The organism is Streptomyces sp. NBC_01571 (assembly GCF_026339875.1).
Taxonomy (GTDB): Bacteria; Actinomycetota; Actinomycetes; order Streptomycetales; family Streptomycetaceae; genus Streptomyces.
This window is the reverse complement of sequence record NZ_JAPEPZ010000001.1, coordinates 1,571,316-1,586,445: the sequence shown is the minus strand read 5'-3', so window position 1 is coordinate 1,586,445 and position 15,130 is coordinate 1,571,316. Positions and strand designations below refer to the sequence as shown.

Here is a 15,130-nt window from a genome sequence, read left to right as displayed (position 1 = left end):
CCCGACTCAACTCCCGTCCTCGGAAACCCGCCGGGAGATCGTGGCGCGCACCGGGCCCAGCAGCCGGCGGGCCTCGGCCGCCCCGTCCTCCGTCCGCAGGCACACCGTACGGCCGTCCACCGGCTCCAGCGGCACGGCACCGCAGCGGTCCCCGAACAGCTGCAGCGCCTCCCGCGGTCGATGGCGCTTGGACTGCCACAACAGGCCCTGTACGAACGGAGCCTGTTCCCTGATCAGCCGTACCCAGTAGCGGGTCTTCGGGTAGTCCTCGCGCTCCGCGTCGACCAGCCAGGAGTCGGTCCACACCGAGGCAAGTCCCTCCGCCGACCGCAGGTCGACGAGGTCGATGTCCGCGGTGGTGCGCAGCACGGAGAGGCTGTACCGGCTGGCCTGCGCCCAGGGGATACGGCGCTGGGCGCCCGGTCCGTCGAACCGTACCGACCGCAGCAGCACTTCGCTGAGCGCGGTGACGGGGTCGAGGGCGGCGTAGAGATAGGCGAACGGGTCCTGTTCGGTGGCGCCGAAGCGGTCGCCGTCGAAATAGGCGTGCTGGCGACTGGGGTTGAACGACTCGGCCGGACGCCCGGTGCGATGGCAGCGGTACAGCTCGGTGCCTGCGGGCATCGTCCTGACCAGCGGTTCCATCCGGGCCCCGGCGGGCGGGACGTGGCCGGCCATCAGTCGTCCTCCACCAGGGCGCGGGCGGCGGCCAGGATCAGCTCGTCCGGCACGTCGCCCAGGAGGTCGGCCGGAACACCGTCCAGCCACTCGTTGCCGCCCAGCCACCAGTCCGCGGCCCCCCAGGGATCCTGCCCGGCGAGCAGTAGCCGGTTCACCTCGCCCACCACCGGACGCAACTCGTCCGTGCCGGGCAGGAACTGGAACTCCGGGTACCTGTCGCCGAGTTCGGGGTGGTGCAGCCGGATCAGGTCCTCTGCCCCGGCACCGGTCACAGCCGTCAGCGCGGTCCTGGAGCCTCGGGCCGGAGTATCCAGCAGCTGTTGTCGGGTGGCGTCCAGGATCTCCTCGGCCGTCGGCGGCGGACCGGACAGGAACGCGAGCAGATCGGACAGCCGGTCCCGGTCGACGACGAGATCGCGACCGGCGTCCTGGCCGGCGTAGCGGACCACGTCGTGCAGCGCCGCGCCGACGGGGTGCTGCGCGGGCAGCCGGCTCAGCATCCGGCCCACTTCCCGGGCCGCGCGCCGGGTGGGGCCGCGGCCCACCGCGTCGCCGAGTTCGCCGACCCGGCGGAGCAGTTGTGTGCGTTCCTCCGCGTCCAGCGCGGCGAGGGTCTGCGCCCAGTGGCGGTGCAGCAGGGCGATCAACTGGTCGGGCGTCATGGGGCAGGTTCCCTCCGGGGCGGCTCGGGGGCGGGGTTGCCCTGGTGGATGAAGGCGGCCCAGTCCTGAACGGCGCCCAGTTCCTGTTCCGCGAGGAACGGCTCCAGCGTGGCCAGACCCGGAACGGCCCGACGGCGATCGGCAGGGGTGAGGGCGTGGCGCTGGGTGGCGCGCAGCGCGTCGGGCGGGGCCAGACCTTCCGCGAGATGGTGGTGCAACACAATCATCAGGGCCGGGGTGATCAGGTCGGACACCGCCCAGCGGGACCCGATGACGTCCGTGGCCAGTCGGTGTACCAGTGCGGTGGTGAGGGTGAGGGCCTCGTCGTGGTCGGCATTGCTCAGGTCGGTCTCGCAGGCGCTGAGCACCACGAGCGGTCCGCGACGGCCGCCCGCCGAGGGGGTGTCCAGCAGCGTGGTCACCGTGAGGTGGCCGTTCCCGGCCGGCTGATCCTCGGGATACCACAAGTGCAGCGCGGAGCGTGTGGGGTCGGCGCCGGCCGCCCCGTGGCAGGCCAGATGGACCAGGCCGGCCCGGCTGCCGCCCGTCCCGGGTGACCGAGCGCCCAGCACCTCCAGCACCGCGTCGGGCGTCGGTACGTCGGGCCCGCCGCCAGTGTCGTCCTCCGCCAAGACACGGGCGCCCCCGTAGTAGGCGGTGCGCAGCGCCTCGATCTCGTCCTCGGCGTGGAGCAGGAAACCGGGGGCCGAAACCAGGGCCTGGCCTTGGCCGAGGGGCAGCCGGGACCGCCGGGTGCCATGGACGAGTTCCGCGCCTGAGGCGGCGTAGGTCACCACGGCGAGTTCGCACAAGCGGGCGGTGGCCGGGAGCCCACCGGGCACCGCGTCCCGCGCGTCGCCGTCTGGCAGCGGCAGCAGGGCCGCCTGCCACGGTACGACGCCCAGATCGCCACAGGGGACGATCACCAGCCGGACCGGGTCGGGGACCGGTCCGGTGCCGGCCGGCCGCAGCCCGCTCTCGGTCAGCGCGCGCTCCCAGACGTCCAGCGCGTCCAGCACCGGTGCGACGACCGACTCGCCGGCCCAAGTGCAGAGCCGGTCCAGGGCCTGCTGCCACCTGTGCTCCGGTCTGCGAACCGGCGGGACCGCGCCGGGAACGTGCGTGTCCGGACCCCGGCCGCGCCGCAGTGTGGCCCCCGCCAGGAGAAAGGCGTCCAGTGGGCCGCGGCTCTCGGCGGACAGTCCGGGCAGCGGCACCGCGCGCACGGCGTGTCCCGGCCGTACGAGAAGGGCGGCGCCCGGTGCGCCGTCGGTGCCCGGCACCAGGTGGACGAGGGCGTCGGCGCGGCAGCGGGCGACGGTGGCGCCGAGAACCTGCGGTGGGGGCGGCGAGGAGACCGTTGTGCTGCCCGGTGCCGAGCGCACCAGCTCCAGCGCCTCCCGGCGCAGCGCGCTGGGCAGGCGGGGCGTCCCGGTGGCGTCCGGGTGGAGGACGTCGTCGAGGGCGGCGGGTCCGGAGGCACCCGTGGCGGCGGTGGCCTGCCGCCAGGCCCGTGCCGTGTCGTAGGCGCCCAGGGTCTCCAGCCGGTCGGCCACCGTGGTCCCGGCCGCGGCGGCGTGCAGCACCAGGGCGCGACCGGCCTCCAGGCAGGCGACGGCGGATTCGGGCCGGTCGAGCCGGATCGCCCAGCCCGCCGCCTGGACTCCGAGGTCACCGGCCGCGCGGGCGGCGCGCAGCCCGTGCTCGGCGCCGAGCTGGAGGAGTACGTCGTCCGCCGAGGCACGCAGGGCCCGCCGGGCGTGGTCGAGCGCTCGGGACAGCCCGTCGTGCGCGACGGCGTCGTGCGCCGGGTCGGCCCGGCCGGCCCGCTCGGCCAGAGCGATGGCCAGCTGTTGGTGCAGGGGCACCACCAGGTCGGCGGCGTCTCCGCGTGCCTGGTCACCGCCCTGCTCGTCCAACTCCGAGACGGCGGAATTCAGTTCGGCGATGGTCTCGTCGAGGAGCGCTGGGTCGGGCGCACGGACGTGCAGGGTCCGCAGGGCGAGCGCGATGGCGAGCCGGTTGCGCGGCCGCTGCCCGGACACGGAGGCAGGCGCCTGAAGGGCGGCCCGCGCCGAGGCCAGAGAGCGCCGGACCCGCCCGGGGTCCGGTTCGAGGTGGGTGGCGAGGGCCAGCAGCGGTGCCTCCATCGTGGTGAGCAGCGGCTGTACGAAGGGGAGGTTGCCGCTGTCCGCCAGGGCCGCCGCGTGCTGGTCGACCGCTCTGCGCAGCGTGGTGAGGTCGGCGGTGAGCTGGGCCCGGACGAGCTCCACGACACACAGCAGGATGCGGGGCAGACCGCGCCACTCACTGGCCTCGGCGGTCTCCCGCTCCGCCAGACTCAGCAGTTCGTCCCGGATCTCGTCCAAGGCGCCAACGTCGTGGTCGCGCTGGGCGCGGTCGATGGCGAACTGGGCTCGCATGCACCGGTGCATGTAGAGCAAGCCGGTGGCGCCGGGCCGCTCGGGGACCGCGTTCGCGGCGAGCGTTCCGCCGGGTGCCAGGGACGCCTCGATCAACTCCTGCGCCGCCTGCCCGTCCTGGAGGCTGTGACCAGTCAGATGAGAGCCGAGTAGCACGGCGGGCACGGTGGCCTCGAGCAGCCACTCGGTCTCCTGATCGACCGGACCGGAGGAGTCGCGGACTTCGGCGAGTAGCGCCAACGCCCGCTCGAAACAGCCCTGTTCACCGGTACGCATCCCCAGGGCCAGATGGCTGAGCGCGGCGATGGCCCGCGCCGAGCCGTCGCCGGCGACCGCGTCGGCCAGAGTGCGCTCGGTGAGCGCGCGCAGGTCGTCGAGGGTGACGAAGCCGGGGCTGATGATCTCGGTGAGAATGGTCGGCGCGTTCAGCGAGCGGGCCAGCTCTTCGATGTCCGCCGTGTCAGCACTCTCCGCCCCTCGCCATCCGGTGGGTGGGACCGGCCGGGGAGCGTCCGCCGGAGCCGGGCCCACGGTGCTCGACGGCAGGTCGTACGCCTTCATGATGTACGGCAACGCCACGGCCAGTCCGGCCAGTCCCCCCGGAACGCCCGGCAGGCCTGACGCACCCGGGCCGCCCGGTTCCCCCGGACGGTCCTCGCGGGGCAGTAGAGAGGGCAGGGCGGCCAGGACCTCGGCCAGCGCGCGGGGGTCCCCGCTCTCGGCGGCCTGCAGCAGCGGAACCATGGCCGCGATCGCCTCGATGTGGGGCGGCACGGGCTGGTCATCTCCCGCGAACTCCTTTCCCAATTCCAGGATTTCGGGCAGCACGGCCAGACCGCCCGAACCCGGTACGGCCGCCGCGAGGCCGAACGGAAGATAGCGCGCCAGCCCCGGCGGCAGCTTCGCAGCGCCGCTCGCCTCGGGCGCGGCCTTCACCAGCGGCGCCAGCAGCAGCACCGCGAGGTCGCGGGCGCTGGCCCGCCGGTCCTCGGCTCCCAGCCCGGGGCGCACCCGTGCCGAGCGGAGCAGCTCCAGGGCTCTGGCCCGGTCGGCGGGATCCTGCAGGTCCGCCCATCGTGCCGCGAGCAGGGCACCCAACCGCGCCTCCGCCCCTGCGCTCGACTCGACGCACGCGGCGGTGATGCCGTCGATCAGCGCCTGCCGCTCGGCCCGGCCGGGCCCGAGCGGCACCACCGCCCGCTTCGCGAACGTCACTCCCGCCGAGGCCGCCTCATCTGAGGCCGCCGCCTCCACCGACGTCGCGCCCTCCGGGGTTGTCGCCGGCGCGCCGTCGGCCCGGCCCGGCCGCTCCTCGTCCGCGGCCGTCCCCAGCCCGTCGTTCACTCTCGACTCCCGCCTGCACAGGGTCAGTTCAGACACCCGTCGGCCGATACCGTCCCCCGAGCGGTACCGGCCGACGGGCGACCGTGCGGCCCCCTGCCGCGCGACCAGGGCCCATGATGCTGCGCCTCACCCGCGCGGGGGAGGTCTTTGCGCCGTACGACCAGAATGCGACCGGCTTTGGACCGAACCGGCGCTGAGCTGCGCATTGCCGGACACGCCCGAGGTGGGCACGGATGTCGACGCCGGTGAGAAGGGCGTCGACGCCCCGTACCGGCCGTCGCGGCCTGACATCATCTGCCCGGAGGTGCCCGACGCGTGCGCACCTCGCCCGGAGGAGGTCCCTGATGCCCCAACCCCCGCATGCTTTCCAGGAGATAACCCGCCCTTCGTACGCCGCAGACCACCTCACCGGGCTGCGGGTGGAGGGCGGACGGCACGAGGTGGTGCTGAGTGGGGTCTGCCCGCGCTGTCGGCACCCCTTCCAGTTCGTCCACCCGCTCAGCGGCTTCCGAGGACTCCGGCCGGCCCGGCCCGGGGACACGTACACCGTTCAGGTCGCGTGTCTCTGCGCCGTCGAGCACCCCGACTGCCCGGAGGACGACGAGGGCTGCGGCGCTTACTGGGTTCTGCTGCTGCGGCGGAACGACTGATGAGCTGGGACGCCTCCGCCGGACCGGCCGCCGCGCCGGCCGACCGCGCCGCGGCCCGCCATCGGCGGGCATTGGTACAGCGGGAGCTGACCCGGGTGCGGGAGGCGGCCGCGGCCTGGCGCACCGGACTGGCCGCGCTGCTCGTCGGCATGGTCGGCTTCGGCCTGGTCAAGGGACGTAGCGACATCCGCGGACTGGCCGCTCCCTACGACGTCCTCGTCGGTTGCTCGCTGCTGGCCGCCCTTGCCACCGGCGCGGCCGGCGCCTTCCTGCTGCTGCGTGCCGCGCACGGCAGACCGGCCGCCACCGCCGTGCAGCAGACGCCGCCCGGGCGCCTCGCCTGGGGCGAGGAAGCCCTCGACCATGTGGAGACGCTGCGCGCGGCCAGGTCGCTGACCACCGGGGTGGTGCTCACGGTGCTTTGTGCGGTGGCCCTCACCGTGGCGGTGGCCATCTCCTGGTACGGTCCCGACCGCTCCGTCCCCGCTCTGGAGGTGGTCACCCCCGACGGCACGTTCTGCGGCACTTCGCGAGGCATCACAGACGGCGGGCTACGGTTGCGGGCGCGGACCGGCGAGGTCACCGTCCACCTCGATGACGTGCGAACACTGCGCGCGGTGGACTCCTGCGCACATCGCGACGACCCGGACAACTGACAGGCCCAGCGTCGCAGGGCGGTGGCCGCGCGGTGGCCGGGGTGACCACTCGTACGACCTGGTCACCAGCCATTACCTGCACTCCCCGCCGGCGGGATGGTCGAGGTGCCCCGCCTGGCGGGGGCCGTTACTCCCGGCGGTCTGCTAGTGGTCGTCGGTCATACGCCACCCCATGACTTCACGCCCTGGTCCAGGACAGCGCGGCGGCAGCTCCGGGGGACATCTGTGAGGTGCCCGCACCATCGGCTTGGGAATCGAGGCCACTACCGGCAATTGATCTCTACCGCTGGTAGCCCACGATCAGCACATGCCCCTCGAACCGCGTCACCGGGCCGGGATCGGCTGAGTGAGGTTCACCGGGTTGCCGTCGGGGTCCTTAATGTGGGCGACGCGCTGTCCCCACGGCATGTCGTTGGGCCCTCCGCTGACCGAGCCGCCGAGCGCCTCCACCCGGGCGAGCGTCTCGTCGACGTCGTCGACACCGATGCTGAGCAGGATCCGCGACGCCGCCACGGTCCCCGGGTCCGCCTTGGCCACCAGCCCGAGGTCGGTGTCGCCGATGCGCAGGCCGAGGTAGAAGGCGGCGCCTTCCTCCGGTACTCGGAAGATTTCCTCAGCGCCGAACAATGTCGTATAAAAGCCGAGCAGAACGTCCTGGTCGGCAGTCAGGATCACGGGCTGGATGGTGGACATGGCACTCCTGTTGAGAACGGTCGTGTCGCTGGGTAGACCGTTCGAGGACGGTGAACTCATCGGCGAAACCACCTCGCCGGACGATCGACAACGCAGACTGCCACCCACGACCAGTACGAAGCCCCCGAAACGAGGTCGCGCCACCCCGCTGACCAGCCACTTCAAGATGGCGGAGCTTCACTCTTCGGTGTGTCCAAGTCGGCTGCCGGCCGCATGGTGCACCACATTGGCCCGCTGCTTGCGCTCAAGTGTCGCAGCCAGTTTCACTCGGACACCGTACTGATCGTGGATGGCACGCTGGTGCCCAGCCGGGACCGCTCCGTCGCCGCACAGTCCAAGAACTATCGTTAATCGACTAACCACCAGATTGTCGTCGACGCTGATACCCGCCTGGTCGTTGCCGTGGGTCGCCCACCGCCTGGCAACCGCAATGACTGCAAGGCGTGGACCGAGTCCGGTGCCGCCGACGGCCATAGGCAAAACGACCACCATCGCAGACGGCGGCTACCAGGGCACAGGACTTGTCATCCCGCACCGCTGCCCGGCCGGCGGTGAGCTGTGCGCCTGGATGGTCGTCACGATCGCCGGGTTGGCTAACCGGCGATCGTGGAGAACGGCTGCTGCCGTGAAGACCGTGAAGCGAACGAAGCGTCCCTACGACCTGCGCCATGCCGGCATCTCGTTCTGGTTGGCCTCCGGCGTCGACCCCGCAGAGTGTGCGCGCCGGGCTGGGCAGAGCATCCAGGTCCTCTTCCGCTACTACGCCAAGTTCCTGGCTGATGCGCGGAACCGCGCCAACGCCCTGATCGAAGACTCCATGCGGCGGTGGGAGGAGGCGACGGACGATGACGATGCGGAGAGCGCCTTAGCGGGACCTTGGCCCGGAAATGCCCCGGAACTGCTGGTCAGAGCTGGGATACGGGTGGGAGATATCGGGAGTAAGGGCGTGTTTCGACTCGCTGCTTAGATGTGCGCCGAGAAGGGCGCCTGCCGGGCATCTGCCCTGGTCAGGCGCCCTTTTTCTGCGTCTAGAAGAAGCCCAGCTTCTTCGGCGAGTAGCTCACCAGCAGATTCTTGGTCTGCTGGTAGTGCTCCAGCATCATCTTGTGCGTCTCCCGGCCGATGCCGGACTGCTTGTAGCCGCCGAACGCCGCGTGCGCGGGGTAGGCGTGGTAGCAGTTCGTCCAGACCCGGCCCGCCTGGATCGCGCGGCCCGCGCGATAGGCGGTGTTGATGTCGCGCGTCCACACGCCGGCTCCGAGGCCGTACAGGGTGTCGTTGGCGATCTTGATGGCGTCGTCGAAGTCGTCGAACGACGTGACCGAGACGACAGGGCCGAAGATCTCCTCCTGGAAGATCCGCATACGGTTGTCGCCTTCGAAGATGGTCGGCTGGACGTAGTAGCCGCCCTTCAACTCACCGTCGTACTCGATGCGTTCGCCACCGGTGCGGATCGTGGCGCCCTCCTGCCGGCCGATGTCCAGGTAGGAGAGGATCTTCTCCAGCTGGTCGTTGGACGCCTGCGCGCCGATCATCGTGTCGGTGTCGAGCGGGTGCCCCGGCTTGATCAGCTCGGTGCGGGCGACCGCCGCCTCCATGAACTCGCCGTAGTTCCCGCGCTGGACGAGCGCACGCGACGGGCAGGTGCACACCTCGCCCTGGTTGAGCGCGAACATCGTGAAGCCCTCGAGCGCCTTGTCCCGGAAGTCGTCGTTCTGGGACCAGACGTCGTCGAAGAAGATGTTCGGCGACTTGCCGCCCAGCTCCAACGTGACCGGCTTGATGTTCTCGGAGGCGTACTGCATGATCAGCCGCCCGGTCGTGGTCTCGCCGGTGAACGCCACCTTCGCCACCCGCGGACTGGAGGCGAGCGGCTTGCCCGCCTCCACGCCGAAGCCGTTGACGATGTTGACGACGCCCGGCGGCAGCAGATCCGCGATCAGACTCATCCAGTAGTGGATGGACGCCGGGGTCTGTTCGGCGGGCTTGATGACGACCGCGTTGCCCGCCGCCAGGGCCGGCGCGAGCTTCCAGACCGCCATCAGGATGGGGAAGTTCCACGGGATGATCTGCGCTACGACACCGAGCGGCTCGTGGAAGTGGTACGCGACGGTGTCGTCGTCGACCTCGCCGAGCGAGCCCTCCTGGGCGCGGATCGCCCCCGCGAAGTACCGGAAGTGGTCGATGGCGAGCGGGATGTCGGCGGCCAGGGTCTCGCGGACCGGCTTGCCGTTCTCCCAGCTCTCGGCGACCGCCAGCTTCTCCAGGTTCGCTTCCATCCGGTCGGCGATCTTGAGCAGGATGTCGCCGCGCGCGGCGACGGAGGTCCGGCCCCAGCCGGGCGCCGCCGCGTGCGCGGCGTCCAGGGCGCGCTCCACATCCTCGGCGGTACCCCGCGCCACCTCCGTGAACGGCTGCCCGTTCACCGGACTCGGGTTCTCGAAGTACTGCCCGCGAGCCGGCGGCACGTACTCGCCGCCGATGAAGTGGTCGTAACGCGACTGGTAGGAGACGATCGCGCCCTCGGTGCCGGGCGCCGCGTAACGGGTCATGCTGGTCTGCCTCCCGGAGAAGCGCTGCCCGCCGTTGGGCAGCTCTCGCACTGAGGCTAGAAACGCGGACGTTGCGACGACGTTGCGGACATGTGCACGTGGCCTCGTCTGCCGGGTTTCGGGGGCAACCACCCGGCGGGTGCGGCTTGTTCGGACTCCACCTCGTCGAGCCGCGCCCGTACCGCGGCCGTCGGGCGTACGGCGGCCAGCGCCCGCCAGACGTCGAGGTCGTCCTCTCCCCACGGGGCGCGTGCCCAGTCAGCCAGCAGGTCGGGGTCCCGGCGCGCGATGAGCGCCGTACGCAGTCCGTCCGCGAGCCGGCGCCGCAGGCGCACGACTGCCGGAGCCACCGAACCCGGGAGCAGCGGACCGGCGTACGCCGTCATGGCCCCCGTGATCGCGCCGGAGCCGAGCCGACGCTCCACGACCGCGACGTCCGACTCGACCGGCGCCGTGAGCCGGTAGGGGCGCGAGGCCAGCAGGCCGGAGTCCAGCAGACGGCGCAGGCGGGTCAGCTCGGCGCGCAGCGTCACCGGCGTCACCGACTCGTCCTCGTACAGGGCGCACAGCAACTCGTCGCCCGTCAGGCCTTCCGGGTGCCTGGAGAGCAACACCAGGATCTCGCTGTGTCTGCGACTGAGCCCGACTTTGCGCCCTCCCGTGACCAGTTGCGCCTCGTCGCGGCCCAGGGCGGTCAACTCGACCGTGTCCGCCGCCGTTTTCGGTGGAGCGAGCAGCGCCAGCTGGGACTCCGCCGCCCGTGCCACCGCCTGCACGAAACCGAGACTGTGCGGATGCGCGAGTCCGTCCCCGCCGGTGATGTCGATCGCGCCGAGCACCCGGCCGGTGCGTGGGTCGTGCACCGGAGCCGCCGCACACGTCCATGGCTGGACGCGCCGTATGAAGTGCTCGGCCGCGAAGACCTGTACCGGACTGTCGACAGCGACCGCGGTCCCCGGCGCGTTCGTACCGACCGCCGTCTCCGACCATCGGGCGCCCGGTACGAAGTTCATCTCTCCCGCCTGACGCCGCGTCGCCGGATGGCCTTCGACCCACAGCAGCCTGCCCTGCTCGTCGCACACGGCGAGAAGATGCTTGCCGTCCGCCGCGAACGTCCCCATGAGTTCGCGGAAGAGCGGCATCACCGCGGCCAGCGGATGCTCCGCCCGATAGGAACCCAGATCACCGTCCGTCAGCTCCACCGTCGCGGTGCCGTCGGGTACGACACCCGCCCGCGCCGAGCGCCGCCACGACTCGGCCACCACGGAACGCACCGGACGTGGCACCGTGCCCGCCTCGGTGAACGCCTCGTGCGCCCGGCGCAGGGTGCGCACTCGTTCGACGGGATCGGCACCCGGTTCCAGGGCAACCCATGGATCGGTCATTCGGCCTCCCGGAATGGCGATGCGGCTGGGACCATCGTCACGTCCAGCGAGGGTCCGGACAAGCTCTGTGACGGTGCGGCGACAGCCGGATCAGGCGAGCGGGGAACCGTCGTGTAGGGGATGGAGAAGCAAAGGGGCGTCGGCGCCCCGTCGTTCAGAGGCGCAGCGACGCGGCGGTCCCGCGCAGCTGTGCGTGCAGACCACGATGCGTCTCGCGCGCGGGCAACCATTCCTTGCGCAGCTTCGCGACGCAGGTGTAGTTGGTGTCGCAGACGTTGGCGAGCGGCGACTCGACCGCCTGTGTCGCGAACTGGTACGCGTCCTGGTCGCTGAACCCGTAGTCACGCACCAGCCACTGCACCAGGTCGAGTTGGGAAATGCGGAACGCGTCCTCCAGCGGGCGGGCCGAGCCGGTCGAGATGATCTGTGTGTCGGACTCGATGCGCGGCCAGGGGGTGGCGACTCCCTTGAGCAGCTCGACGATCACCACCGTGTTCATCGCGCACTCGACCGCCACGCCACACGTCTCGCCCTCGCCCTGCCGCGCGTGCCCGTCACCGAGGCTCAACAGGGCCCCCTCGACGTTCACGCCGAGGAAACAGGTGACGCCGGCCCGCATCTCCGGCGTGTCCATGTTCCCGCCGTGGGCGTCCGGCACCAGCGCCGAGCGCACCTCCAGATTCGCCGGCGCCACTCCGACGGTGCCGTGCATCGGATCCATGGGCAGCTCGATCCGGATGTCGCTGTCCCGCGCACGGAACAGGGCGGTGCGCCGCTCCCGGTCGAGCTGCCAGATCCACACCGTCTCCGGCAGCGGCGGCTGAAGCGTCGCCGTGGTGTGCGTGGACGTGAGCGCGCCGAACAGCGGGACCGTAGTCGAGGCCGCCCAGTCGCGGGCCGGCTCGATCGACACGAAGTGCACCGCGACGGTGTCGCCCGGCTCCGCGCCCTCCACGTGGAAGGGGCCGGTCTGCGGATTGAGGAACGGGAACTCGCACACCTCGGACACCAGGTCCTTCTCGGAGCGCACCCGTCCGGCGAAGCAGTCCTCCGTATACAGATCGAGGATCGTGCCCGGCGCGATGCGCGCCACGGGCGGCGCCCCGCCGAACGTCCACGCGTAGTCACCGGGTTCGGGCCGTACGGTCAGGATGCGAGGGTCGCTCATGGCTGTGCTGCTCCGCTCTGCCGAGGATCGGGGGACGAGGTCTCGTCGAGGTGGACACGGGCGGTCTCGGCTATTCGCCCGGGGTGGCGGTGCGAGACGACGATCAGTACCACGACCCCGGCCGCCATCCAGACCCCGACGACCGGCCCCGCGTACGACACGGGCGCGGTGAGCTCGGAGACGAAGTCGAAGACGGGCAGGCCCGCGGCGGTCAACAGGGCGGGGACGAAGGCCACGATGCCCAGCAGCGGGAACAGCAGATGGCGTACCGGATGGAACAACTCGCGCGCACGGCGCAGGAAGTAGCCCGCACAGGCGAGGTTCACCACGATGTACACACCGATCACGACTGTGACGATCACCGTCGCGAGCAGCAGGAACGCCGTCACCGGGTCGTAGGCGAAACCGAGCCCGAGCATGGCCGCGATCGCCACGGCGCACTGTACGGCGACCCCGGCGACGGGGGAGCGGTGCCGAGTGTGCAAGCGTGCGAACAGCTCCGGGAAGACCTTGATCCGGCCGAGGGCGAAGGCCGTCCGGGTGGAGACGGTCGCGCAGGCGTTGGCGTTTGCGATGGTGGAGTTGACCACGGCCAGGAACACGAGCACCCAGAACAGCCCGAACGAGGCGCGGGCCACGCCCTCCCAGGATGCGGCTCCGGAGGCTGAGAAACCCGCGAAGCGGTCCGGGCCGACGTACACGGTCATGGCGTAGGTGGTGAGGACGTAGACAAGGCCGATCGCCAGTGCCGCACCGAGGACCGCACGGTGCATCGTCCGGCGTGGGTCCTTCGTCTCCTCGGCGAGCGGGGCCGCCGCCTCGAACCCCGCGAAGGCCAGCACGGTGTACACCGATCCCGCGAACACGCCACTGATGCCTTCGTACCCCTTGGCGGTGTGCGAGGTCCCGAAGACGGACAGAGTGTTGTCACCGCCCGCCTTGACGATCAGCCATAGGGCGAAGACGACGAAGACCAGTACCTCGAAGACGCCGAGGACGGTGCCGAAGCGGGCCGAGGCACGCACTCCGAAGTAGCCCGCCACCGCGATGATCCCGGCGCCGGCGAGCGACCACGGCCACCACAGGTCCTCGGGGTAGGAGGACCATTCCTGGTGCAGCGTGCCCGCCGTGGTGAACCCGAGCTGCAGAAGCAGCAGCGGGGGCACCAGGGCTTCGACGAACACGTAGCCCCAGCCGACCAGAAAGCCCACGGCCGGGTGCAGCCCTTGCGCCGCGTAGGTGGACACCGAGCCCGCGGAGGGCAGTTGCCGCGCGAGCTCGGCCACACACGACGCGGTGAACAGGCACGCGACGAGGGCGACGAGTACGGACAGCGGCAGACTGCCGCCCGCGAACGCGGCGCCCGACGGAATGGACGCGGCGACCGCGGCGGCCGGCGCCATGGCCGTGACACTCTGGAACAGGACCTCGCGCAGCCCGATGGCGTCGCGCCGCAGTCCCGGAACCGATTCCCCCGACATGTGATCCCCCGATCCGCCTGGACACCGAGCCGTCGGCCCGGTGGCTGCGCCTCGCGTGAATCACGTTACGGCGCTGGCCGGTTGGGCTGGAAGAGCGAGGCGTGAGTCGGTGGACAAGTGCTGGGGTGTGGACAATCCGGCCATCCGAAGGGGGAACGGGAGCCTCGCGTCGCGCGCCGTGACGGCTACGACCGTGCGCTACGACCGCCTCGCGACCGACGACGGATCGTCGAGCACGGCCCGAACGACCGAATGGGCGGCCCCCAGCAGGGGGCCTTGCGGACCCAACCGCGAGACGGCCACGGCACAGGCGGGACCCGCCGTGCGCCGCGCCAACTCGTCCTCCAGCGACGGCAGCAGCCACGGTGCGAGGCCGGACAGTGCTCCGCCCAGCACGACGGTCTCCGGGTCGAGCAGGTTGACCGCTCCGGTCAGCGCGATGCCGAGCGCGGTTCCGGCGTCGTGCAGGGCGCGTCGTACTTCTTCGTCACCTCGGGCGGCGCGCTCGGCCAGTACCCCGACGCGGTCGCCGCCCGGTTCCAGACCGGCGGCGCGCAGGACGGCCTCCTCACCCGCGTACTGCTCCAGGCATCCGCGTCCGCCGCACGCACACTCCGGCCCGTCCGGACGCACCGGCACATGGCCCAGCTCGCCCGCGAACCCCCGTGTCCCGCGCAGCAGGTGCCCGTCCACGAGCACCGCCGCGCCGATGCCGATCTCCGCCGACACGTGCAGGAAGTCGCGGGCGGTCGCCTCGCCGAGCCAGAGTTCGGCGAGGCCCCCGAAGTTGGCCTCGTTGTCCACGGTCAGTGGCAGTTCGGGGGGGAGCAGCGCACCGAGGTCGGTGTCGTGCCAGTCGAGGTTGGGGGCGCGGACCACGGTCCGGGCGTCACGTGCCACCAGGCCGGGCACGGCGACGGCGAGGCCCGCGGGCCACAGTCCCTCGCGCTCGGCCTCGGCGATGACCTGACGGACCAGCGCGGTCAGTTCCCTGATCACGGGCCCGGGGGGCCGACCGCGGTTCGTGCCGTGCCGCACCGCACGGGCCCGGACGTCTCCGCGCAGATCGACCGCGCACGCCGCCAGATGATCAACACCCACCTCCGCGCCGATCCCCGCGGGCCCGTGCCCGCTGACCGCGAGTGCCGAGCCGGGGCGCCCCACCCGGCCGGGACGCTCGGGACCGAGCTCTTCGAGGAGCCCGGAACGGATCAGCTCGTCGACCAGCGTGGAGACGGCCGCCCGGGTCAGGCCGATCCGCGAGGCGACGGCGGCACGCGACAGCGGCCCCTCGGCTCTGACGGTGTGCATGACCCGGGAGAGGTTGCGACGGCGCATGCCCTGCTGGGTGTCGGGCAGCCGGCGGCCGGAACCGGTCGGGTGGGCCTCGTGCAGCGGTGCGGTCATGCCTCCGTCAGTCCTCGTCCGGCCGGTC

At 71.7% G+C, this 15,130-nt stretch carries 11 protein-coding genes and 2 pseudogenes; 4 read left to right on the top strand and 9 right to left on the bottom strand.

Annotated elements, in window-relative coordinates; all coding sequences use genetic code 11:
* Positions 1-6 precede the first annotated feature (6 nt).
* The 3 genes from OHB41_RS07160 to OHB41_RS07150 are packed head-to-tail and all read right to left on the bottom strand — an operon-like array spanning position 7 to position 5,110.
* Positions 7-678 carry an RES family NAD+ phosphorylase gene (locus tag OHB41_RS07160; protein ID WP_266697100.1) on the bottom strand — a complete coding sequence of 224 codons (672 nt, stop codon included), beginning with the start codon at positions 676-678 and terminating at the stop codon, positions 7-9.
* Positions 678-1,343, bottom strand: a complete 666-nt coding sequence (locus tag OHB41_RS07155) for a hypothetical protein (RefSeq protein WP_266697099.1) — start codon at positions 1,341-1,343, stop codon at positions 678-680. Before OHB41_RS07155 ends, OHB41_RS07160 begins: the two co-directional genes overlap by 1 nt.
* On the bottom strand, positions 1,340-5,110 hold the full coding sequence (locus tag OHB41_RS07150; protein WP_266697098.1) for a CHAT domain-containing protein: 3,771 nt from the start codon (positions 5,108-5,110) through the stop codon (positions 1,340-1,342). The genes OHB41_RS07155 and OHB41_RS07150 overlap by 4 nt, the downstream gene beginning before the upstream one ends.
* A gap of 344 nt (positions 5,111-5,454) precedes the next feature.
* Here OHB41_RS07150 and OHB41_RS07145 point away from each other — a divergent pair, with 344 nt between their 5' ends.
* Both OHB41_RS07145 and OHB41_RS07140 read left to right on the top strand, forming a co-directional pair.
* Entirely contained in the window at positions 5,455-5,760 is a 306-nt protein-coding gene (locus OHB41_RS07145) for a hypothetical protein (RefSeq protein ID WP_266697097.1), read from the top strand.
* Positions 5,760-6,416, top strand: a complete 657-nt coding sequence (locus OHB41_RS07140; RefSeq protein ID WP_266697096.1) for a hypothetical protein — start codon at positions 5,760-5,762, stop codon at positions 6,414-6,416. Before OHB41_RS07145 ends, OHB41_RS07140 begins: the two co-directional genes overlap by 1 nt.
* Positions 6,417-6,740: 324 nt before the next feature.
* On the opposite strand, the gene OHB41_RS07135 is transcribed toward OHB41_RS07140, so the two are convergent.
* Positions 6,741-7,109: a VOC family protein gene (locus OHB41_RS07135; RefSeq protein WP_266697095.1), complete on the bottom strand. Its 369-nt coding sequence runs from the start codon at positions 7,107-7,109 to the stop codon at positions 6,741-6,743.
* Positions 7,110-7,283: 174 nt separating this feature from the next.
* On the opposite strand from OHB41_RS07135, the pseudogene OHB41_RS07130 reads away from it, so the two are divergent.
* Both OHB41_RS07130 and OHB41_RS07125 read left to right on the top strand, forming a co-directional pair.
* A pseudogene (locus OHB41_RS07130) lies at positions 7,284-7,677 on the top strand (transposase); the annotation flags it as partial.
* Positions 7,678-7,755: 78 nt separating this feature from the next.
* Positions 7,756-7,944, top strand: a pseudogene (locus OHB41_RS07125) (tyrosine-type recombinase/integrase); the annotation flags it as partial.
* A 193-nt stretch (positions 7,945-8,137) separates the two neighbouring features.
* On the opposite strand, the gene exaC reads toward OHB41_RS07125, so the two are convergent.
* The 5 genes from exaC to OHB41_RS07100 form a co-directional block, all read right to left on the bottom strand.
* The gene (gene exaC / locus OHB41_RS07120; protein WP_266697094.1) at positions 8,138-9,661 is read right to left on the bottom strand and encodes an acetaldehyde dehydrogenase ExaC; all 1,524 of its coding nucleotides are present in this window, start codon (positions 9,659-9,661) and stop codon (positions 8,138-8,140) included.
* Positions 9,662-9,717: 56 nt separating this feature from the next.
* Positions 9,718-11,046 carry a GAF domain-containing protein gene (locus OHB41_RS07115; protein WP_266697093.1) on the bottom strand — a complete coding sequence of 443 codons (1,329 nt, stop codon included), beginning with the start codon at positions 11,044-11,046 and terminating at the stop codon, positions 9,718-9,720.
* Between the two features lie 154 nt (positions 11,047-11,200).
* Positions 11,201-12,214: an acetamidase/formamidase family protein gene (locus OHB41_RS07110; RefSeq protein ID WP_266697092.1), complete on the bottom strand. Its 1,014-nt coding sequence runs from the start codon at positions 12,212-12,214 to the stop codon at positions 11,201-11,203.
* Positions 12,211-13,695, bottom strand: a complete 1,485-nt coding sequence (locus tag OHB41_RS07105; protein ID WP_266697091.1) for an APC family permease — start codon at positions 13,693-13,695, stop codon at positions 12,211-12,213. The genes OHB41_RS07110 and OHB41_RS07105 overlap by 4 nt, the downstream gene beginning before the upstream one ends.
* 198 nt (positions 13,696-13,893) lie before the next feature.
* Complete coding sequence (locus OHB41_RS07100; RefSeq protein WP_266697090.1) at positions 13,894-15,102, bottom strand: ROK family transcriptional regulator; 1,209 nt, start codon at positions 15,100-15,102, stop codon at positions 13,894-13,896.
* Positions 15,103-15,130 lie beyond the last annotated feature (28 nt).

Bases quoted from the DNA above. Each gene is read 5' to 3' on its own strand.
- OHB41_RS07135 (WP_266697095.1), bottom strand. From the start codon at position 7,109: ATGTCCACCATCCAGCCCGTGATCCTGACTGCCGACCAGGACGTTCTG.
- OHB41_RS07140 (WP_266697096.1), top strand. From the start codon at position 5,760: ATGAGCTGGGACGCCTCCGCCGGACCGGCCGCCGCGCCGGCCGACCGC.
- OHB41_RS07160 (WP_266697100.1), bottom strand. From the start codon at position 678: ATGGCCGGCCACGTCCCGCCCGCCGGGGCCCGGATGGAACCGCTGGTC.
- OHB41_RS07100 (WP_266697090.1), bottom strand. From the start codon at position 15,102: ATGACCGCACCGCTGCACGAGGCCCACCCGACCGGTTCCGGCCGCCGG.
- exaC (WP_266697094.1), bottom strand. From the start codon at position 9,661: ATGACCCGTTACGCGGCGCCCGGCACCGAGGGCGCGATCGTCTCCTAC.
- OHB41_RS07145 (WP_266697097.1), top strand. From the start codon at position 5,455: ATGCCCCAACCCCCGCATGCTTTCCAGGAGATAACCCGCCCTTCGTAC.
- OHB41_RS07110 (WP_266697092.1), bottom strand. From the start codon at position 12,214: ATGAGCGACCCTCGCATCCTGACCGTACGGCCCGAACCCGGTGACTAC.
- OHB41_RS07115 (WP_266697093.1), bottom strand. From the start codon at position 11,046: ATGACCGATCCATGGGTTGCCCTGGAACCGGGTGCCGATCCCGTCGAA.
- OHB41_RS07105 (WP_266697091.1), bottom strand. From the start codon at position 13,695: ATGTCGGGGGAATCGGTTCCGGGACTGCGGCGCGACGCCATCGGGCTG.
- OHB41_RS07155 (WP_266697099.1), bottom strand. From the start codon at position 1,343: ATGACGCCCGACCAGTTGATCGCCCTGCTGCACCGCCACTGGGCGCAG.